At 44.7% G+C, this 22391-nt stretch carries 11 protein-coding genes; 4 read left to right on the top strand and 7 right to left on the bottom strand.

Translation table 11 applies throughout. The annotated features are described in order from the left end of the window. Window positions 1-166: 166 nt before the first annotated feature. Together AXF23_RS00465 and AXF23_RS00470 are read right to left on the bottom strand one after the other, a co-directional pair. Window positions 167-2200, bottom strand: a complete 2034-nt coding sequence (locus tag AXF23_RS00465) for a M13 family metallopeptidase (RefSeq protein ID WP_107623913.1) — start codon at window positions 2198-2200, stop codon at window positions 167-169. A gap of 549 nt (window positions 2201-2749) precedes the next feature. After that, window positions 2750-4744, bottom strand: a complete 1995-nt coding sequence (locus AXF23_RS00470; protein ID WP_107623914.1) for an ABC-F family ATP-binding cassette domain-containing protein — start codon at window positions 4742-4744, stop codon at window positions 2750-2752. Window positions 4745-5708: 964 nt separating this feature from the next. On the opposite strand from AXF23_RS00470, the gene AXF23_RS00475 reads away from it, so the two are divergent. After that, window positions 5709-8204: a TonB-dependent receptor gene (locus AXF23_RS00475; RefSeq protein WP_107623915.1), complete on the top strand. Its 2496-nt coding sequence runs from the start codon at window positions 5709-5711 to the stop codon at window positions 8202-8204. A gap of 1866 nt (window positions 8205-10070) precedes the next feature. Here AXF23_RS00475 and AXF23_RS00480 read toward each other — a convergent pair. The 5 genes from AXF23_RS00480 to AXF23_RS00500 form a co-directional block, all read right to left on the bottom strand. Next, window positions 10071-12896: a C10 family peptidase gene (locus AXF23_RS00480; RefSeq protein ID WP_107623916.1), complete on the bottom strand. Its 2826-nt coding sequence runs from the start codon at window positions 12894-12896 to the stop codon at window positions 10071-10073. A gap of 96 nt (window positions 12897-12992) precedes the next feature. Then, window positions 12993-14693, bottom strand: a complete 1701-nt coding sequence (locus tag AXF23_RS00485; RefSeq protein ID WP_009011748.1) for a thiol-activated cytolysin family protein — start codon at window positions 14691-14693, stop codon at window positions 12993-12995. A 959-nt stretch (window positions 14694-15652) separates the two neighbouring features. Next, complete coding sequence (locus tag AXF23_RS00490) at window positions 15653-16099, bottom strand: NanQ anomerase/TabA/YiaL family protein (protein WP_009011747.1); 447 nt, start codon at window positions 16097-16099, stop codon at window positions 15653-15655. A gap of 1319 nt (window positions 16100-17418) precedes the next feature. Beyond that, entirely contained in the window at window positions 17419-18117 is a 699-nt protein-coding gene (locus AXF23_RS00495; protein WP_009011746.1) for a hypothetical protein, read from the bottom strand. 45 nt (window positions 18118-18162) lie between these two features. After that, on the bottom strand, window positions 18163-19626 hold the full coding sequence (locus tag AXF23_RS00500; protein ID WP_009011745.1) for an SLC13 family permease: 1464 nt from the start codon (window positions 19624-19626) through the stop codon (window positions 18163-18165). A 127-nt stretch (window positions 19627-19753) separates the two neighbouring features. On the opposite strand from AXF23_RS00500, the gene AXF23_RS00505 reads away from it, so the two are divergent. The 3 genes from AXF23_RS00505 (at window position 19754) to AXF23_RS00515 (ending at window position 22348) form a co-directional block, all read left to right on the top strand. Further along, window positions 19754-20866, top strand: a complete 1113-nt coding sequence (locus AXF23_RS00505; RefSeq protein ID WP_009011743.1) for an ABC transporter substrate-binding protein — start codon at window positions 19754-19756, stop codon at window positions 20864-20866. Window positions 20867-20885: 19 nt separating this feature from the next. After that, window positions 20886-21896 (top strand): iron ABC transporter permease, encoded by a 1011-nt coding sequence (locus AXF23_RS00510; protein ID WP_107625748.1) that lies wholly within the window; start codon window positions 20886-20888, stop codon window positions 21894-21896. A 248-nt stretch (window positions 21897-22144) separates the two neighbouring features. Beyond that, window positions 22145-22348: a hypothetical protein gene (locus AXF23_RS00515; RefSeq protein ID WP_107623918.1), complete on the top strand. Its 204-nt coding sequence runs from the start codon at window positions 22145-22147 to the stop codon at window positions 22346-22348. Window positions 22349-22391 lie beyond the last annotated feature (43 nt).

Below are 22391 nucleotides of genomic sequence, written 5' to 3' on the forward strand. Positions count from 1 at the left end.
ATCAACATCATATCTGATAAGAATGATTAGTCGTAAACCTTTTATTTTATAGATTTATTGGTATGGGAAATATCGAACGACAGATGTGATAATCAACTGAGAGTCAAGCCATCAACACCCAACAGTCATCACCCATCACCCAATATTCAACACCCATCACCAACCATTACCACAGCTTCAGGCGTTCATTCTCAGGGATGAAGAGCTTATCACCCTCCTTCACACCGAAGGCCTTATACCACGCATTAATATGAGGAAGAGCACCATTGACACGCCACTCGCCGAGAGAGTGTGGGTCACTCTTCACTCGACTACGGATTTCAGCCTCAGTGATATTGTTTGCCCATACGCCTGCATAAGCGATGAAGAAACGCTGTTCTGGTGTGAAGCCCATAATGACCTTACCCTTCTTAGCCTCTGGTGTCTTCTCGAAAGCATTGAAAGCCACCTCAAGACCACCATGGTCAGCAAGGTTCTCACCTAATGTGAGCTTACCGTTAGCATTGAGGTCTGGCAACACCTTAATAGCACTGAAGAAATCAGCATACTTACCAGTACGAGCCTCGAAGTTCTTTCCATCCTCTTCAGTCCACCAGTCTGTCATATTACCATCCTTGTCGTAATGGCGTCCTTGGTCATCGAATCCGTGTGTCATCTCATGTCCTATCACCACACCAATGGCTCCATAATTAAAGGCATCATCCGCCTTCGGCTCAAAGAATGGGTATTGAAGAATACCTGCAGGGAAGCAGATTTCATTCGTCGTAGGATTATAATAGGCATTAACGGTCTGTGGTGTCATCAGCCACTTATCCTTATCAACAGGCTTACCAGCCTTCTCTTTGATAGCATCCTCAGCCCAGAACAACTGACAGTTCTGCACGTTCTCATAATAAGACTTTGTTGGGTCTATCTTAAGTTGGCTCAAGTCCTTCCACTTATTAGGGTAACCCACCTTCACATAGAAGGTTGAGAGCTTCTCAAGAGCAGCCTTCTTAGTAGCCTCACTCATCCAGTCTTGTGCCTTAATACGCTCAGCAAGACTCACCTCAAGATTCTTGATGAGGTCTTCCATACGTTTCTTACTTGTAGCTGGGAAGTAACGCTCACAATAGATTCGGCCAAGCGCCTCACCCATCTGCTTCTCCACCTGCTGTGTAGCACGTTTCCAACGAGGATAATCTTCCTTCGTACCACGCATCGTCTTACTGAAGAAATTGAAGTACTCTGCCCGTATGTCATCACTCAGATAGTTAGCTGAAGCAAGGATAGCGCTCCACTCCATACGTGCACGCAGTTCCTCTGCACTCTCTGTAGCCGTTAGTTTGTCAACACCAGCAAGGAAAGCAGGCTGACACACGACCATCGTCTGAATATACTCGCTCTTAATACCTTCGGCATTAGCCAACTGCTCGAGTTGGATATTAGGATATTTCTCCTTAAACTCACCGAGTGTCATCTTGTTATAGTTGGCCTCAACGTCACGTAACTCCGTACGGCTCTTTGAGATCAAAGCCAACATTGTCTCATAACGCATCACAGCATCACGCTTAGCCGCAGCCTGTGTATCAGAGAAGCCATAGAGGCGGAACATATTAGCAATGAACTGGCGGAAGGCATTACGGATATCTGCCGTAGCCTTGTCATTATCGAGATAGTACTCTTTCTGTCCAAGGCTCAATCCGTCCTGATAGATAAGAAGGATATTCATCTTCGCATTCTTCTCATCAGCCTCAAAGGAATAACCCATTGGAACACCATAACCGAAACTTGCATACTTCAACTGCAGGGCACGAAGGTCGGCCAGACTCTTTGCACTTTCCATCTCGTTGAGTAGCGGTTTAACCGGACTTACGCCCTCCTTGTTACGGCGCACTGAGTCCATGGCGAGCTTATAGAAGTCGCCTAACTTTCTCTCTGTTGACCCTTCCTTACCCTGTTTCTTGAGCAAGTCAGTGAGGATCGTGTTGATACGCTTGTTGTTGTTCTCTTGCAACTGGTCGAACGAACCAAAGCGTGAGAAGGCTCCTGGTAGCGGGTTAAGCTTCTGCCATCCACCCGTGGCAAACGTAAAGAAGTCGTCAGCCGGGCGTACCGACTTGTCGAGATTCTCTGCCTTGATACCTGCCTGACCCTGTGCCATAGCAGTGAAGGGCGCAGATGCAAGGAGCATCATTGGTAAAAGTGATTTAATACGCATAGTAATATATTTAATTAATAATAACCTCCCCCAACCCCTCCGAAGGAGGGGAGTGCAGGAAACAGGCCTGATTACCGTAGTTGATTTAGGACCTCCCCCAACCCCTCCGAAGGAGGGGAGTGCAGGAAACAGCCCTGCTTACCGTAGTTAATATATAACTTTAATCTTCTAACAGAGAGTAAAATAGAATACTTCTCATCCACAAACTATCGTGAGGAGCATCCACAAACTATCGTGAGGAACACCCACAAACTATTAAAAAGATAACATTCCCATCACAAGTAGCCGACCTATCCTGCCATAGCAAGTTTGGGACCTCCCCCAACCCCTCCGAAGGAGGGGAGTGCAGGAAACAGGCCTGCTCATCATAGTTAATATATAACTTTAACCCTCTATCAGAGAGTAATATAGAAAATTTCTCATCCACAAACTATCGTGAGGAACACCCACAAACTATTAAAAAGATAACATTCCCATCACAAGTAACCGACCTATCCAGCCATAGCAGGTTTGCGGCTCCCCTCCTTTGGAGGGGCTGGGGGAGGTCCCCTACTCCTTCATCCCCTCCAGCTCTTCCGACAGTATGAGCCATCGGTCGTTCTCCTCATCAAGTTCACGCTGAAGGTTGGTATATTCCGAAACGAGTTCCATATTCGAGGCATTCTCTGGTGCCATAAGGAGCTCGTCGAGTTCGCTCTTGCGGGCTTCCAGCTTCGCTATCTTAGCTTCCGAGTCGTCCACTGCGCGTTGCGCCTTACGTATCTTCTTCTGCAGTTCCTTACGTTCAGCGTATGACAAGGTCTCACCTGAGGTTTCAGCCGACCCTTCCGAAGGGAGGGGAGCAGCATTTCTACTATTATCAGATGACAGCGACACTGTCTCAGTACCCTTTCCCTTTCGAGCGAGTTGGAGGGACTCACTGGAGCTTCTAAGCCAATCGTAGATACCACCTAAATGTTCTCTCACCTTACCACCACCGAACTCATAGACCTTACTTACCAGTCCATCGAGGAACTCACGGTCGTGGCTCACGATGATAGCCGTACCATCAAAGGCCTTAATAGCTTCCTTCAACACTTCCTTTGAGGCTATGTCAAGATGGTTGGTAGGCTCATCAAGGATAAGAAGGTTTACGGGTTCAAGCAATAGCTTAATCATCGCTAAGCGCGAACGCTCACCTCCTGAGAGTACTTTAACATACTTCTCTGACGTCTCTCCACCAAACATAAACGCACCGAGGAGGTCGTTTATCCTCAGACGCATGTCTCCTGTAGCCACCCTATCGATAGTTTCATAAATCGTAAGGTTCTCGTCTAATAGTTGTGCCTGGTTCTGTGCGAAATAACCAATTTGCACGTTATGCCCTATCTTCAGCGTACCGTCAAATGGAATCTCACCCATAACACACTTCACGAAGGTAGACTTTCCCTCACCGTTCTTACCGACGAAGGCCACTTTCTCACCTCTTTTAATAATAAGGTCGACACCCTCAAAGACCGTCTGACCCGGTCCGTCACTATGCAGTCTACTTGGATAAGTCTTCCCCAAACCCTCTGCAATGACAGGATAGTCTCCACTTCTCAGACACGGAGGGAATTTCAGACGCATAGCCGAATTGTCCACCTCGTCCACTTCTATGGGTACTATCTTCTCCAACTGACGGATGCGTTGCTGCACCTGAACGGCTTTCGTGGCCTGATAACGGAACCGTTCGATAAACGCCTTGGTGTCGGCAATCTCCTTCTGTTGGTTCTCATAGGCACGAAGCTGCTGTTCGCGACGTTCTTTCCTAAGGACAAGATACTCGTCATACTTCACCCGATAGTCTTCCACATGCCCACAGGTTATCTCAAGCGTACGGTTCGTTACATTATTAACAAATGCTCGGTCGTGACTAACCAGTACTACAGCCTTAGCACTCTGGGCAAGGAATTGCTCCAACCATTGGATTGACTCAATGTCAAGGTGGTTCGTAGGCTCATCAAGTAAGAGTACGTCTGGACGGCGGAGGAGTATCTTTGCTAACTCAATACGCATACGCCATCCACCAGAGAACTCACGAGTAGGGCGGTCGAAATCGTCTCTCGTAAAGCCAAGACCCGTCAGTGTGCGCTCTATCTCAGCCTCATAATTCTCACCTCCCATCATCATATAGCGTTCATGCTCCGTCGTAAAACGCTCAACGAGTTCGGCATATCCGTCACTCTCATAGTCGGTGCGCTCGGCCATCTCCTGCTCCATCTCCTTGAGCTTGGCCTCCATCTTCGTCTTGTCAGCGAAGGCCTTGCGCGTTTCCTCCTTCACGGTCGTATCGTCAGAAAGCTTCATCACCTGCGGCAGGTAGCCTATTGTCGTATCGTTCGGTACAGAAACGGACCCGCTCGTAGGCTTCTGCATCCCACAGAGTATCTTCAGCATGGTTGACTTTCCCGCTCCGTTCTTACCCACTAAGGCTATCCTGTCTCGCTCATTGATGACGAATGAAACATCCTTAAACAATGGCTTCACGCCAAATTCCACCGTCAGTCCGTCAATTGATATCATGTTCTAATCTCTTTCCTAAGTGTTCTTTGCAAAGATAAGATTTTATTTTCAATAAGAGAAATCCGTCTTTTGTACATTTCGTTACGCTATTCCGTCTCTCTCATCTCCCATAAGACCTATCGGCATATACCTATTTTGTTTATTTTTCTATGTTATTTTTGCAATTTGACAAAGATAGTAATAATAAACTAAAAAACCAATGAAAAGGTGAATTAATACACAACATTCTCGCTAAAAGTACTTTTCTGTACCGATGTACTCCTATCCTACCATACCACAATACGATTTCTTCTATTGTTACATTACGTCTATCGAATGCTTGAAATTATTTTACATGAATCCAAATAAGAGTCAGTAAACAGCAAGCCAAACACACACTATAATCAAGCTTACAACTAACAGTGATTCAGATGGTTATAAACAGCAAAGGAGAACATGCCCTTCAACGTTCAAGAACATGCCCTTCTTGCCTCAAGAAGAGCCTCTTCTACATGCAAGAAGGGCATGTTCTCCAACACCAAACATAACATACTGATTTATTGAAGTTTACAGACTTAATTATAAGAGGTATCATACACCTATCCAGAGGGTATTTAGCTCATTACAATGTAATGATTTTTCACACCCTTATAAAGTCCTCTGAAGTGTGGAGTAGTTTGTTTTACTTGCTATCATCTTAGCGTTTTTCAGTCATCAGTAGAGGGCTATTTAGCTCTGAAATCATAACATTCGGTAGGGCAGCCAGCAAACTCTAATAAGATGAATCAACCTACCATCTGCCCCTAACCACTCAAGGCTCGCTTCTTATAGTATTACGTCTACATTGGTCGTAAACTCCTTTTTATTCATTAATAATCAGCTGCTTGTATGCAATATTCCTAATAAATGAGGATTGCGCCGTGTCTTTTTTCTTCCTACCTTTGCCATCGTTAATTAAATACAAAAATATTAGAAATAAGATTATATGGTTAAGTCTAAATTTGGTATTGCTCTTCTGGTGGCGACATCTTTACCTATGGCAATACAGGCCAATAACATTATCGAGAAAGGAGATACCTCCAGAGTCTATGACATAGACGAGGTTGTCGTTGTCGACCAGCCTAAGGAGGCTTTCCGCCTGCGTCAGCAGCCATTGAGTAGCACCTCTTTTAATGGCGATTTGATACGTAATCTCAACGTACAGGACGTGCGTAACCTCTCTGTCTTCGTACCTTCATTTGCCATGCCAGAGTATGGAAGCCGTTATACCTCTTCTATCTATATGCGTGGAATAGGCTCACGTGTCTACTCACCTGCCGTGGGTATTTATGTAGATGGTATGCCTATCTTGAACAAGAGTGCCTTTAATTTCCATACGTATGACGTCGACCGTGTTGATGTTCTGCATGGTCCACAGGGTACACTCTATGGTATGAACACCGAAGGGGGACTGATTCGCCTTTATAGTCGCAATCCTTTCCAGTATCAAGGGACTGATGTTCAACTCTCTATCGGCTCGAAGTTATATCGAAAAGCAGAGGTAAGCCACTATAAGAAAGTCAATGATAAGATGGCATTTGCCGTTGCTGGCTTCTATGGAGGGCAGAATGGGTTCTTCCGTAATCAGTATGATGGCTCACATGCCGACCTTATCAATGAGTTTGGAGGTAAGGGTCGATTGCTGTGGAGACCAACGGACAGACTGAACTTCGACCTCATTGCCGACTATCAATATACTCGTCAAAATGGCTTCCCATACGGTCAGGTGGTTACAGAAGACGAACTTGCTGCTGCTACTATCACCTCTCCTCTCTATGGATTGAAGGCTGGTACACAATCACCTAACCAAAATCGACAGAGCAATTATCGCCGTAATATCATCAACACAGGACTGGGCATCAAATATGCAGGTAATGGATTTGACATCAATTCGATGACTTCTTGGCAGTACCTACGCGACTACATGCTCATGGATATAGACTATCGTCCACAAGACTTCATGCACCTTACGCAGCGTCAGTTGGGTAACACGGTGACGGAGGAACTATCTGTTAAGAGCCAAAATGATAGTAAGTGGCATTGGACCTTCGGTGCTTTCGGGTCTTATCAGTGGTTGAAGACGACGGCACCCGTCTACTTCGATCAAGATATGAACAGCTATCTCTCTAAGAAGATTACTGACTATGCCTACAACGGAATGCTTAACGCTATGGCTGCTCGTATGGCTCAAAGGATGATAGCAGGCGGAATGTCAGAGGAACTCGCCAACAAGACGGCACGAGCAAGCGTCGCTGCGATGATTGCTGGGGCTGGTGGTGTCAACATCAACATGACGATGGACCCTGTCCCAGGTGTCTTCCATACGCCAACACTCAACTTGGGTGTCTACCATGAAAGCAACATTGAACTCACTGATCGCCTTATGGCGACCTTGGGTTTACGCTATGATTACTCACGTGTAAACATTGATTACGAAACCTCTGCACGTGTTGCGCTGCAGGAGAGTGTGATGGGTGTAACCATCAACCCTGTTATCACCTCAGCACTGAAGCATAGCGAGCATGACAGCTTCAAGCAGCTTCTCCCAAAAGTGGGCCTGACTTATCGTCTTCAAAACGGTAGTAATGTCTATGCGACATGGTCAAAAGGCTATCGAGCAGGCGGTTATAACTTCGAGATGTTCTCTGATGTGCTGCAGACCGAGACCTCTCAGGCGGCTAACAAGGCCCGTGCTGATGTCGACATCGCACATGATGAGGCTTACTATGAGCGTATCGCAAAGACGATTGAGTATAAGCCAGAGACCAGCTGGAACTATGAGGTAGGAGCACACCTAAATCTCTTCAACAACCAAGTACACCTCGACCTCGCTGCTTACTATATGCAGATTCGCAATCAGCAGCTCTCTGTGATGGCTGGTAACTATGGCTTTGGGCGTGTGATGACGAATGCTGGTCGCAGCCATTCTTGCGGCTTGGAGGCAACACTCCGTGGTGTTGCACTCGACAATAAACTAACTTACGGACTCAGCTATGGCTTTACAAGTGCACAGTTCGATGAGTATAAAGACTCTATCGCAGGCGTTGGTATGGTTGATTACAAGGATAAGCGTGTACCTTTCGTACCGCAACATACACTCGGCGCCAATGCTGACTATCGTATAGATGTTGACCCTGCAGCCTTGCTGGATGCGTCTAATCGCTTCCACTTGCGTAGTGTCACGGTGGGAATGAACCTCTCTGCACAGGGTAAGACCTACTGGGATGAGCAGAACATTATCGGTCAGAACTTCTATGCAGTGGTAGGTGCCCATGCCGATGCCGACTTTGGTCCGCTACATGTCAACCTATGGGTGCGTAACTTAACAGATACTAAATACAACAGCTTCGCCGTTCAGAGCGCTGCTACTGGTACTCGCTACACCTTCGCACAACTTGGTAATCCGTTCCAAATGGGCGTGGACTTTAGGGTACACTTCTAATGATAAAAGGGTAAAGGGGACCTCCCCCGACCCCTCCGAAGGAGGGGAGAGCCTAACGGGACACGGTTGGGTGTGGGGGGGATAGATAAGGCGTAACGCACGAATAAGACGTTTTCACGGGGCGAGAATATAAGGAAAGAATACTTAAATATAAGTTCTGTGAGGACGTAAACATACGTTGGTGAAGGCGTAAATACAAGTTAGTGGAGACGTAAAAATCAGTCGAAGACTTGTAAATAGCTGTCTGCTACTTATCAGTTATCTATATTAATATAAGGAACTTATCTCAATTAGAGGACCAATATGTATATATCATGACCTACAACTAATGTGACGTAGCTCGCACATTAGTTGTAGGTCATTTCTTTTACTCGTCCGATAGATGGAGTAATAAGAGCTTGCGGGGTGGTAGGTGTTGAATGTTAGGTGTTGATGATGTGCTTTGTGCGGTGGTAGGTGTTGAATGTTAGGTGTTAATGATGTGCTTTGTGGGATAGTAGATGTTGAATGTTAGGTGTTGATGATGTGCTTTGTGGGATGATAGGTGTTGAATGTTAGGTATTGATGATGTGCTTTGTGGGGTGGTAGGTGTTGAATGTTAGGTGTTAATGATGTGCTTTGTGGGATAGTAGATATTGAATGTTAGGTGTTGATGATGTGCTTTGGTGGGTGATAGGTGATGAATGTTAGGTGTTGATGATGTGCTTTGTAGGATGGTAAGTGTATGATGTTAGGTGGTGATGAAAGGGTTTTGTGGATGGTAGGTGAATAATGTAAAATAGTGAAGAAGAGCTGTTAGTCATTGAACAACGATTACCAACAAGTACTAATATCATACGCTTTCTCATAGCAGGTTAGGCTCTCCCCTCCTTCGGAGGGGCCGGGGGAGGTCTTCGGAGGGGCCGGGAGAGGTCCTCACTTTTTACTCTCCTCAATTCCACCACACGGTCTTCATGATTGAAGAAGACGCCCTTCTACGTTCGAGAACATGCCCTTCTTGCACGTAGAAGAGGCCCTTCTTGGGGCAAGAAGGGCATGTTCTTCAACGCTATTTGTAACGCTCTGATTACTTGACGGTTATAAACTCGATTATAGAAGAGATTATACCCTTGTATTGAGGGCGTTTAACACGCTGCTATGTAATTATTTTTCACAGCCTTATAGAGCCTTATATTGTGTAAAGCGATTGCCAAATTACTCCTATAAACATACTAAGAAACATAAAAAGGTGCGTCCTTTTTCTTGCATCATAACACAGAAAAACATATTATTCCAGTACACACAGAGACCTCATTAGGTGCAAGAACTCACAAACTATAAGCCTAATGATAGTAGAGAAGCGCTGTGCCACCTGTCGATCGGAGGCCCTTCGTGGGCTTTACATGCGTACCAATAAACATCTGATTCACCTGTGCTATTGACAAGAAAAAGAACTACTCAACAACAGGTAGTACATGGAGAAAGGATTGAGGGACATTCGCACAGCTAAATAAAACTATTTCCGCAACTTAAAATGACTGCTAACGCCACTTAAAATCAGCGTTAACACCAATTAAAATAAACGTTAGAAACAATTAGAGTCAGCGCTAACAACACTTAAAATCAGCGTTAACAGCAATTAGAATCAGCGTTAACAGCAATTAGGATCAGCGCTAACAACAATTGGAGGAAGCATTATCACCACCAGAAAGGAGCATTGCCAAGTCAACAACAATTGCCATACAAGACTCGAAAGTATCACTACATGAAGCGTAGAAGAACGAGAGATAGCACATAAATCACAATTATAAAGTACGAAGAATCCACACTGAGGGAGTCCTCAATGTGAATTCAACTAATACGCCTAATTATGTCAGTCCTATTCTATTAACGCTTTACTATCTTACAAGTTGTTGTACCTGTACCGATGAGATAGACACCTGCTGGCAGATTGGCAACGCTGATAACATTGTCGCCAGACTTAACGTTATACTTGCTGATAAGCTTTCCTTGTACGCTATAAATGCTTACAGTGCAAGCCTTTGCGGCTGTGAGAATAACGTTATCCGTCACAACGCCCGATGAAACAGACAGCTCCGTACCACCAACGGCAACCTCGTCAATACCCAATGGGATACTTTCTCCATCAACTTTATTACCAATTGATTGGAAGTGTTCACCATAGAATGGAGGGGTGTCAAAGTCAAAGGTTGGACCAAGTGTTGGTTTGTTGCTGAATAAGTAAGATGGGGCAGGTTGGTTGAAAGCGGCATAGACATTGAAAGGAACGACATCTGTTGGGTAATAAAGCCATGTTGCACCTCCATTGTTATAGAGGATATTCATGTAATAACGCCCCTTCGATAGGTATCTTGTAGGCAGTGATACCTCGATATAACCGTTACTATTTGGCTTTAACGTGATGGTTCGTGTCTCTGTCATGTTGCTATTGAGAGGCTTAGAACTCAACTGTGCATTGGTGACATAGAACTTCACGCGACCTTCAAAGCCATTCACTGACTTCAAGTAAACGCGAGCAGTAAACTTGCTGTGGGCAGTTGACACGTAAGCATTGTCTGATCCAAGGTAGCTACTACCCTGATAGAAATAGATAGTCTGCAACTTCAAATCATGAACAGTCTGTGAGTTGTTATCATCATCATCAGCCGCATTGATGGTTAGTTCGCCTATCTTCCATACTTTCGCATCTGTTTTCACCTTGACAGCAACCTCTTCACCATCAACATCATACCCTGCAAGCAGGTTATACTTGCCTACCTCCAAGCGTCCGAAGTTGTCGTTCGTATAGAAAGAGAACGTTACACGCTCGCCTCTGGCTATCTTTGCGTTGCCTTCAGAGATGAGGGTGGCTGCCTTAACATCATTTGATTCAGCAGGAAGAGCGTAGAGCTTCAAGCTACCATTATAGTCGGTATTACCTTCATTGGCAAGAGTTGAGACAATCTTCGTGTTCTGTCCCTTCTTAACATACTCTGTTATACGCTGTACAGCATACAGTTCTGGCTGCTTAACAACTGGGTCTGGGTCTGGATCCGGGTCTGGATCAGCCTTACCAATGGCAACTGTTCCGGCAACGGCATCGATGGCCTTGAAGCCTGAACCCTTGGCGTAATTGACAGTAAGATGATAGGTTCCAGCCTTGACGTTGGCGAGGTTGGCATAGAAAGTCACCTTCTTCGTTGACTCAGCACCGACAGAAGCCGTCGTTGTAGAGATTATCGTAGAGTAAGCATCATTCTCCTCTTGATAGAGGGCAAGGGCTAATCGACCTGAATAAGCTGACTCGCTGTTCTTATTACCAATAGTGATAGTGACTGGGACAGAGTTCTGCTGTGCTAAAGCGGTCTGTTCGCACTTAGCTGCAATATACAGGTTAGTACCTGTTTCAACGTCGGGTTGTGGGTCAGGCTTTGGTTCTGGATTTGGATTAGGCTCTGGGTCAGGGTCATCGTTACGGTCAGGTTTCAGATAACGTAGCATCTGCTGATCAGAACTATAGCCTCCACTACCGCCACCAATACCTTCTTGTCCTGGGCGCAACACGTTGAGCTTATGCCAACCATTTGATGAATAGTTCCATCCCCAATCGACATGTACGAAGCCATTTGACGCATAACCATCGAGTACAAAACAGTGGCCACCACCACCAGAGAAGCCTGCATAGACTACAGGACCGTAATCTCTCAACTCATCATGTATCTCTCTTAGCCAGCTCTGCTCGTAGTAGTTGCTGCGTTGGAGGAACCTTACGCTGCTCTTATAGCCGAAGTTACGTGTGAGAACGGCTGGGGCATTGTAGACATAAGCACCCGACCCACCTGCAGAAGCAGGATTATAGTCCATCTGAACAGCATAACCAATGTCGCGCAAAAGGCGTCCTATGTTATCAGCCTGTAATGCTGTAAGCTCACGACCAGTTGTTCTATCGCGCCCATACCTATCTACTCCGGCTGGCATCTGGCTCCAATCGTATGCTGCATTCTCTGATCCTTGACCGTCAAAGTTCAATGACATGTAGTTACGCTTCCAATAGTAACTCACTGAACCATGTGCTTTACGTGGCCACTTATGCCATCGTAGAACGGTACAGATGGCTGTTGCCACACAACCCGACACTGTTTCGTATGTCTGACCATTGTAACGATAGTTCGGCGCATACTGGTTGAAAGGCCAACTCTGGCCCCAGCTGATAGGTGTTGCGAGCCTTGTCCTGCGGTCAGTAGCATATTCGAGAAGTGGACTAATCTCTATCTGATAGTTACTTGCACGCACAGTCGATGCCTGCATGAACTCTGGTGAGGGTGTGTCAGGCGTGTTCTCGATGGCCCACTTTATCTGATTGCGATACTCATCATATAACCACTTGATAGAAGGGTTCGCTTGTATGTCACTCTCTGAGAGGCTTCCTTTATCAGAGAAAGCGATGACAGGAGAGACACGGTCGTCTGCTGCAACAACAACATAACCCTGATCATTACCACGATTGAAGATATAGTATAGGTTCTCCTCAGCCTTTCCTGTACGGGAAGCCTTGTAGGGTGCCTTATACGCCATGCTGAGTTGGCGTGTTGTGGTGCCTTGTCCAAAGAAGTTTGAAGCAATCTTCAACGCTCGAGCCTGGTCTATTGGACCAGCCACAGAGAGCTGACAAAGTAGGCACAATACGGCAAAAAGCGTAGAAACTCTTTTCATATTGATAGTCTTAAATTCTACTTTATGATAATTAATGTACTGCAGCTTTTATCGACGCCATGGTGTTGACGCCGATAAAACAGCAATAGGTGTCTTTTAATTAAAGAACTTAAGGTCCAAAATCTTTACGTAAGTGTGAATCTTAATATGCTTATAGTTACTTTCTAAGACGACAACTGGGTTATCACTCTTATACTTAGAGAAGACGGTACCAAGGGTGTGGTTGAATTGTGTTCGACCATAGTTATACTTATAAATACCGTTTTCTGTATGCAAATCAGTGATGAAAGATATCTTCTGATGGTCTACAAAGTCCTCTAAACTCTCGTTCTTATCTTTGTCAAACTCGACATTGACGATACCACCAAAGCCTATTGGATGTAATGTTTCTTCCTTCTCTCGATAGTCAAACCAGAACGGATTAGACTGAGCAATGCCTACAAGCTCGTGCTCTTGACCGTTGACTCCTACCATGACCTTACCCCAGATGTTAGCATCCTTATCTAAGTTAGGAAGTGGACCACTGTGTTGTCCTGAGAAGCCAAGCACCTGTAACTGCATACGAACCTTCTTGAATACAGGAACAAAGTCGCGTTGTGTAACAGTGAACTCACTGCTTGACACTACACGAGCCTGTGAATTATCAACAGCATAACGCAAAGAGAAACTAATAGGGTACATCTGCTCCATTGGAATATCAGCCGCAAGGAAACGCTGGAAAGAGTCAATATCACCCTTCAAAATCTCTTGTTGGATAGTCTTCCCACCTCCAAGAACTGTGATATGTACGTCGCTTTTAGCCAACATCTTACGGTAGTTGACTGCTTGGTCAGCCGATACGTTAACATCAACACCCTTAATTTTGTTCAGTGCGAACTCAATAGCCTCATTGATGTTGCGTTCCTTCTCATCAGTCTCAATTGAAAGATAGATGATACGACCGTAGTTAATGCTGGAGATGTAGACTGGCTGATAACCGTCGAGGGCATCTTTGTCGATAGACTCAAAGATAGTACCCTTCTTAGGAGCGTCAGTTGAGACAGTAAAGTGCTTCTGTATGAGACGAGCTAAGATATGGTTCTTCTTCTTATTGAAGTTAAATCCGAGGTTTATGGAGCCATTCGCAACCGGAGCAGTTACTGCCACACCCAACTTCGTGACAAGTTCTTCCTGCGAGTTAATCTTCTCCACACTCTGAATAGTTGTCACTGGCGACTCCTTCCAATCCATTGTCGCCCACTTATTCCATACCTCTTGATACTCGCTCTTACGGATGTTAGGAACAGTAGCAGAGGTCTCGTGTGCCTTGCTTGGATCAGCAGGAGACAAGCTGATAGAGAAGGTCACGTCCCCAGTCTTGTGTGAAGTAATCATTGCATAAGTACCATTAGCTATCGTACCACCCTTTAGTACGCATCCAGGATAAACCACATCGCTTGTAGGATCAAAGAGGAAATTCTCATCGAAAGTCTGTTTAATCTTATAGTGTCGGGTTGTCTTCACCCAATTACCAGGTATTCCATCGAGAACACCCTGCGTCTCAACAACCGGGTCTTCCTCCTCAACAGGTAGAGGAGTACCATTATCAGGAGTTATCGGACCATTAGCACGTGTCATCATAGGTGCTAACGGCAACGTCTTCAGATAGTTGCGTATCTCCCTTGGGTTATTCAACACACTCTCTTCACTTTGTTCTTTGGTTTGCGTCAAAAGCTCATCTTGTGAGCAGGAAGCAACCGCAACGGCACAAACTACCATTGAAACAGGCAATACTGCCTTGATTAGAAACTTCTTCATCTTCGTTAAAAATTAGGTTATAATAATCGGTTTAACATACATGACTGCCTTATCACAGCCAGAATGGGCATCTGTCAGTTTAAGTTCTAATAAATGGTATAAATAGGATTAGCTGTTAGCCGTCATTCTTCTTACTTGTGCCCGGGTATTATATCACGTCTAAATCTTATTAACCTCATAGTATATGTACGTCCCTCTTTCGCTCAACAGGGATTGCGCAAAATGTCAACATTGTTCGGCAAAGTTAGTAATTAATTCATTACGAAATCTTCTGTAGATTTTAAAAAATGATAAATTCAAGCGTTTTTAATATAAAGATATGTTTATATTAACAAACCAAACTTAATTAGTTAAGCCTCTTTACACATTTTACTTAAATAAAGTAAAGTTGCCTAAAAAGTCACAACACTTTCCCTTAACATAAAGGCCTGTTAGATTAAAGAGTGTGTAAACATAACACAAATGACGAGAAAAAGACCCGAAAGAGTGGTTCACAACCTACTTATATAACTGCAATCGACCTACAACTAAGATGGGTAATCACCACACCTTAGTTGTAGGTCAATTCATATTGCAGATGGTGTAAGTTTATCCTAACAACCTCTTCCTTTCGCCTCAACCCCCAATTCTTTTCGTCACATCCCTATACAATAATGTGTAAAGCTCCCGCCATCCCACAAGAAGAGCGAAAACAGAAATCGCACAAACCGTTATCATCCCACCATCTAAGCGTTATGACCGAATTAAAGGAGCGTTATTATCACATCATCCGAGCATTATGACCAACACCACATGGGCGTTTTGACCACACACAACAAACACCATGACCATATATAACAAGCGTCATAACCGCGTATGCGAAGTATTTCTCTCCATCTCAAAGTGCCTCATGTATTCCACCTTTCAGCAGCGAGCATTCCGTTAGGCTCTCCCCTCCTTCGGAGGGGCCGGGGGAGGTCTCAAATCCTAATCTTCCCCACCAATTTCCTTTGCAGTCCTTCTCCAATGATAGGCGCATGTGCATCTTCAGGGAAGAAGACGGTGAATTGTCCTGGTTCTACCTTGAGATATTCCTTTGCCGCTTGCTTATAGAAGCCACAGTCAGTAGTTGGGTTGTAGGCAATATCAGGCTTGCCCAAGTCAGACAAAGCAGTCCACCCCATCATTTCTGGCTGCAGCAAGGGAACTTGTACGTCTATATAGTCCTTGTGAAACTCTAATCGTTGTTCCTCCTTAGGCTTCAACTCCACTTCATCTAAGTTGATAAACAAGTCATCACCATCGAGGGTAATACGTCCCACCATCAGCCGACTGAAATCATGTTGGAGGATATAATCCATCATCACCTTCATCCTTGGATGCAGACCATAGTATCGATGGCATGCCCTTAAATCTGCTATTATCATCTTCTTAGCTTTACTTAATGTTATAGAAAACAGTTGCAAACATACGTATTTATTTTCTGATAACAAAGAGAACAGCCGTAAATAACGTTCATGAGATGGTGGACACTCACTCTACTACGGCTGGTTCACCATCAAACAACAGCTGGCCCAGCACCAAACAACGGCTACCCCCTCCCCCTACTCCATTCCCACAGGGAGGGGCATGATTAGTGAGGTTACCCCTACATGACTGTTTGCACGCTTAGTGTTAGCCTTCTATTAGCATCAAATAAGACTATTTCGACAATCACGATCTTATCCATCCAAAGACGGAACGTGGGTGAACCTCCCTACCTGTGGACTCCCTCTGTGCGTAAAGAGACATATTACTCTATGACAGAAAGAGACACCGAGCAAGCTAATCTACGTGACGTACTATGAGAGAAAGGGACACCCAACGAGCCATAATACACAGAAAGAGAGAGAAAAGGCTGCATTGTATCAATCAAATTCATTCCTTATAAAAGATGTAGTCGCTGTTGTCTTAACTCCCTTTCACTCCTTATCACTCCTTAACTCCTCATCCAACATCTCCCTTTCACTCCTTAACTCCTTAACTCCTTATACAACTACTCCTTAACTCCTTATACAACTACTCCTTAACTCCTTATACAACTACTCCTTCACTCCTCCCCATCTCCTTGTAAATTATTTTCACCCTTCTCGAATCCAGTACACGCCCTACAACGTTGAAGAGAAGGCCCTTCTTGCTTCAAGAACATGCCCTTCTTGCCTCAAGAAGGGCCTCTTCTACATGCAAGAAGGGCATGTTCTCAAACGCAGTATGTAACATATTGGATGCTTGTGAGTTATAGACTCGATTATAGGTGAGGCTATACTCCTATCTTGAGGGTATTCTGCTTGATGTTATGTAATTATTTTTTACGCGCTTAAAGCATACTCTGAAGCGTAGAGTAATTGCCGAGATGATTGAATGGAGAAACTGACGAAAGCAATAGCATACGTTTAACGCTCACAGAGTAACACAGGACTATGCACACAAGTAGCACACCAGACATTGCCGAAACACCTTCGTGTAAGTTGTTTGTAGCTTTAAGTTCGAGATTACGACATGCCTTTCTTTGAAGCAGAGAATAGTTGTCAACATGGATAAAGAGCTTGAGCATCATAGAGATAAAGCCACAAAAAGGGGCACACAGAGCGTGTGCCCCCTTGTTATAGGAGACTTGCAGACTTACATCACATCGTTATATGACGAATTCAGAACAAGCTGTATCAGTCGTCACAGAGCCAATACAGAGGTTGATCCGTGCCCGATACTATTTTTCCCAGCCGTATTTAGCATACTTGGGATTGACAGAGAACTCCCCTGCCCCTATGTCAAGATCCCCACAGATCGGCACTCGGTATTGTCCCCACGCACATGGTTTTGCCTTCCTTGTACTGTTACTTCGCCATGAGCCAGCATACTGGTTGTTGCAAAAGGAGTCCGAATAGTCATCAATGTCGTCATAGACAATCCTGCCATCGACAGTCTCGTACCAATAAAACAACAGATAACCAGAGAACACACCACTACTCTTTTGACGGGTATCTTCCATCAACTTGTATTTTGCAACACTACATCCACGTCGTCTGAACCGACCCTTCATAGCGTCGTCTACACCATACGTAGGATGGATAAACCGCCTATTATCAATGATGTTGATAGTCCCACGGAAGTTACAACGGTTGTTCTTGACAATGGTAACACCACTGACACTATATCGGTTGGCGCTCGTTCGATGCACTCTCTGAAAGGTTATCGAGAGCTTCTGATAGTTCGCTCCAATATACCCAACGTAAGGGACACGCCTATCTAACAGTATGTTTGAGAAATCATTGTCAACAACTGTCTTCTTACTCTCCCTTGTCAAAGATTGAATCCACCTCTGAACATTAGCCTCAGCAAGCTTGCGTTGGTAACTCGTGAGCACCACCCCCATCAAGAGTAGTACAAAGTAGCTGATTAATCTCACAATAACATCCTGTTAGATTAGCGTTTATAATATTCTAACTCCTTATCAGAGGAAATGTACCTGACCAATGAAATAAAGGAGCGCGTAGCCCAATACGAGGGAAACGACACCACATGTCAGACCCACCTTCAGCATATCATTCTGCTTGACAAGCCCTGTTGAGTAGGCAATAGCATTCGGTGGCGTAGAGATAGGGAGGCACATAGCAGTAGAGGCAGCTATGGCAATACCAATGAGAACCGTACTTGTCCCACCAATACCATCGAGATTATGATCCATACCACGGCAGACAACAGCGAGGATAGGTACCAACAAGGCTGCAGTAGCAGTGTTTGAGATGAAGTTAGAAAGGAAGTAACAAATCAAGCCAGACACAGCAAGGATGACAATAGGACTCCAATTGCGGAATGGAATACTCTCAATAGCGGCATCAGCCAAGCCCGATCCGTTCATACCTAATCCAATGGCAAAGCCTCCAGCAACCATCCAGATGACACTCCAATTTATATCTTGCATATCCTTAGCAGTAATGACTCCCGTGATAGCAAAGACTGCCATTGGAATCATGGAGACTGTGTTAGTATCAATACCAGTGACCTTCTTTGGAATAACCCATAGAAGGATTGTGACAATGAAGGTAATGATTACCACCCACATTCGCCATCCACGGTGTACCTCACCATCAATCTTCAAATGGATAGTCTTCTGTGTGAATGGGAAGAAATAGAGGATTATTCTCCAAGAGAGAAGGAGCAAGATGATTACAAGCGGAGCCATGAAGGCCATCCAGTGCATGAAGTCAATCTTCATGTCGAGGCCTGCAGGGTCATTAAGATACTTGAGTGCTATGAGGTTAGGAGGCGTTCCAATCGGTGTTCCCATACCTCCGAGGTTGGCAGCAACAGGGATAGACATTGTCAAAGCAATGCGTCCTTTACCATTAGCAGGCAGGGCTGCAAAGACAGGAGTTAGGAAGGTAAGCATTAAAGCAGCTGTGGCAGTGTTCGAGATGAACATTGAGAAGAGTCCTGTGATAAGTAGAAATCCCAAAAGAACATTCTCACTCTTGTTACCGAAAGGCTTGATAAGGTTGCGTGCCAATAGTGTGTCAAGTCCCGACTTCGACGCAGCAATGGCCAGAATAAAGCCCGCAAGGAAGAGCATAATGATTGGATCAGCAAAGGATGCCATTATCTCCTCCGAGTCGAGTAATTCCCCTACTCCATCACCTTTGAATATCCAGAAGGAGTTCTTCGATACGGTGACGCACATGATAGACATGATGCTCAGCGAGGTTGCCCACGCTGGGATACACTCTGTTAGCCACGAGAGAGTAGCAAAGACAAAGATTGCAATGATGCGTTGTTGTACTACTGTTAACCCATCAATACCAAAGCACGTGGTGGGTAAGTTCCATACAATGGCTGTAACCACGATGATTACTAAAAGTTCCCAGACCTTTTTCATCTCGACATGGCTACCAAGTTTATTAGACTGTTCTGCTGCCATAGTGTTAGTTGTTTAGATTAATTAATGTAGGTAATAATATAGATTCGCGGACGAAAGTATAAAAAATATCGTTACCAAGCAAAGGATTCTGTGTTTTTTTGTATTTTTGCATGATAAAACTGTGCTTATGCGCCCATTAATAGTATTTCTTCTCTCTGTTTTAACACTTTTGTCTTGTGGCAACACCCATAAACAACAAGTCGTTAAAGGTAGTCAATCAGAACTGCAGTATGCCCACAATATTACCATTGAGCATACTAAAGATTATGTGACCGTACGCCTCTTAAACCCATGGAAGGAGGGGAGTATCCTACATACCTACTATCTTGTAAAGCGTGGAACGCAGGTGAATGTGCCCGATGATGGTACTAAGGTTGTTGTCCCACTACAAAGGAGTGTTATCTTCACGACGGCCCATGCCAATCTTGTTGAGATGCTAAAAGCACCAAGAGCCATAGCAGGTGTGGCCGACCTAAGGTATATGATTATCCCAGACGTGCAAAGACGTGCCCACAGAAAAGGGGGGATAGTAGACTGTGGTGACGCTATGAAGCCTGATATAGAGCGTATTATAGACTTAAGAGCAGACGCTATTCTACTCTCTCCGTTTGAGAACAGCGGTGGTTATGGGCGTTTAGAGCAGATAGGAGTACCTATCATAGAATGTGCCGACTACATGGAGACCTCTGCTTTAGGGCGTGCTGAATGGATGAAATTCTATGGTCTTCTCTATGGAAAGGAGCACGAAGCCGACTCATTATTTACTGTTGTCGAACAGAACTATAAGTCTTTAAGCAAGCAGGCAAGCCACAGTAAGATAACACGTAGCATACTGCCAGACAGGAAGGTGGGTGCTGTATGGTATTTACCAGGCGGAGAAAGCAGCATAGGCTTACTTTATAAGGATGCACATGGACGGTATGCTTATTCCAACGATAAGCACAGTGGGAGTCTTACGATGCCTTTTGAGACCATTTTAGACAAGTTCGGACAAAGCGACTTCTGGGTGTTGAGTTATAATGGGGAGTTCAATCTCCGACGCTTGTTGGCTGAATATCAAGGCTATGCAAAGCTTAAACCTTATCAAACAAAGGAGGTTTATGGCTGTAAAGTGGATAGTAAACCCTACTTCGAGGAGGTCAGCTGGCGTCCCGACTGGCTGCTATCCGACTTGATACAACTCTTCCATCCCGACTTACACATCGCTCCTTTGCGTTATTATCATAAGTTAGAGGAATGATAAACACAGCCCCCAGATGATGAGACGAGCCCTCCTTTTATATATAGGTATAGCAGTTAGCATCCTACTTCTGTTCGGATTGAATCTTACAACAGGTTCAGTTCAGATACCCTTTACCGATGTCTTGCATATTCTCTGTGGTCGTTTTGCAGGAAAGGAGAGCTGGCAATACATCATATTAGAGAACCGCTTGCCCCAAGCCCTTACTGCCCTACTCTGCGGAGCATCCTTATCAGTCTGCGGACTAATGCTTCAGACCGCCTTTCGAAACCCTTTGGCAGGTCCAGATGTGTTCGGTATCAGTTCTGGAGCAGGCTTAGGAGTAGCCTTAGTAATGCTGTTATTAGGTGGAACTGTGTCCACTTCACTCTTTACAGTGTCTGGTTTTCTTGCCATTCTCACCGCCGCCTTCCTTGGAGCAATTACTGTTACAGCCCTCATCCTGTTCCTCTCTACCTTAGTGCGAAATAGTGTCTTATTGTTAATAGTGGGTATCATGGTGGGTTATGTCTCCTCTTCTGCCGTCTCCCTCTTGAACTTCTTTGCCTCAGAAGAGGGTGTCAAGAGCTATATGGTATGGGGTATGGGCAACTTCGGAGGCGTCTCAATGAGTCATATCCCCCTATTCTCTCTCCTTTGCATAGTGGGTATCATGGGTGCATTACTATTGGTTAAGCCCCTGAATATCCTCCTTTTAGGCCCTCAATATGCCGAGAGCTTAGGGATAAGTACACGTCGACTACGCAACCTACTACTACTTATCGTAGGCCTGTTAACGGCTATTACAACCGCATTCTGTGGTCCTATCTCGTTTATCGGCTTAGCTATTCCACATATAGCACGCCTTATCTTCCGCACAGACAATCATCAGGTACTGCTTCCAGGGACGATTCTGACGGGTGCTGCCATAGCCCTTTTCTGCAACTTTATCTGCTTTCTTCCAGGCGAGATAGGCGTTATCCCTCTGAATGCCGTCACCCCACTTATCGGTGCTCCAGTAATCATCTACGTCATCATTCAGCGTCGATAACGGTTAGACTCATAGACAGTTAGCAAGCAGATGTAAGTTTTCTACATTTGTATTAAAACCTTTCTATTCTTTGTTAGTTATCAACTTTTTTCTTAACTTTGCACCGAAATTAACCCAGAAAACTCAAACTACGGCTATACTCTACATGATGTAACGGCCACTAATGTGTTATAATTAACTACAGTTTAGGTATGTTTGGTTGATAGAACGTAGTAAGAAAGAGCAAAACAATTAATTCGTTTAGATTGATGAGTAAGCAGAAAGAATTAGTACGTAACGTGTACATTAAGCCAGAATGTAATTTATTGAATACTTACACAGAGACTCTTATGGTCAATGCAAGCGGCAACGCTGGTGGAATCAACCCTGGGGAAGGTGCTGGAGACGCAAAGAAAGCATTCTTCTGGGACGATGAGGACGTAGCGAGTGTAAGTCAGAATTGGAGCGAATAGACGCTTTATTGATAAGGTTAACCACACTTAACGAACAAGATAT

Origin of the sequence: Prevotella sp. oral taxon 313 (genome assembly GCF_003043935.1) — a bacterium.
GTDB classification, from domain to species: domain Bacteria; phylum Bacteroidota; class Bacteroidia; order Bacteroidales; family Bacteroidaceae; genus Prevotella; species Prevotella jejuni.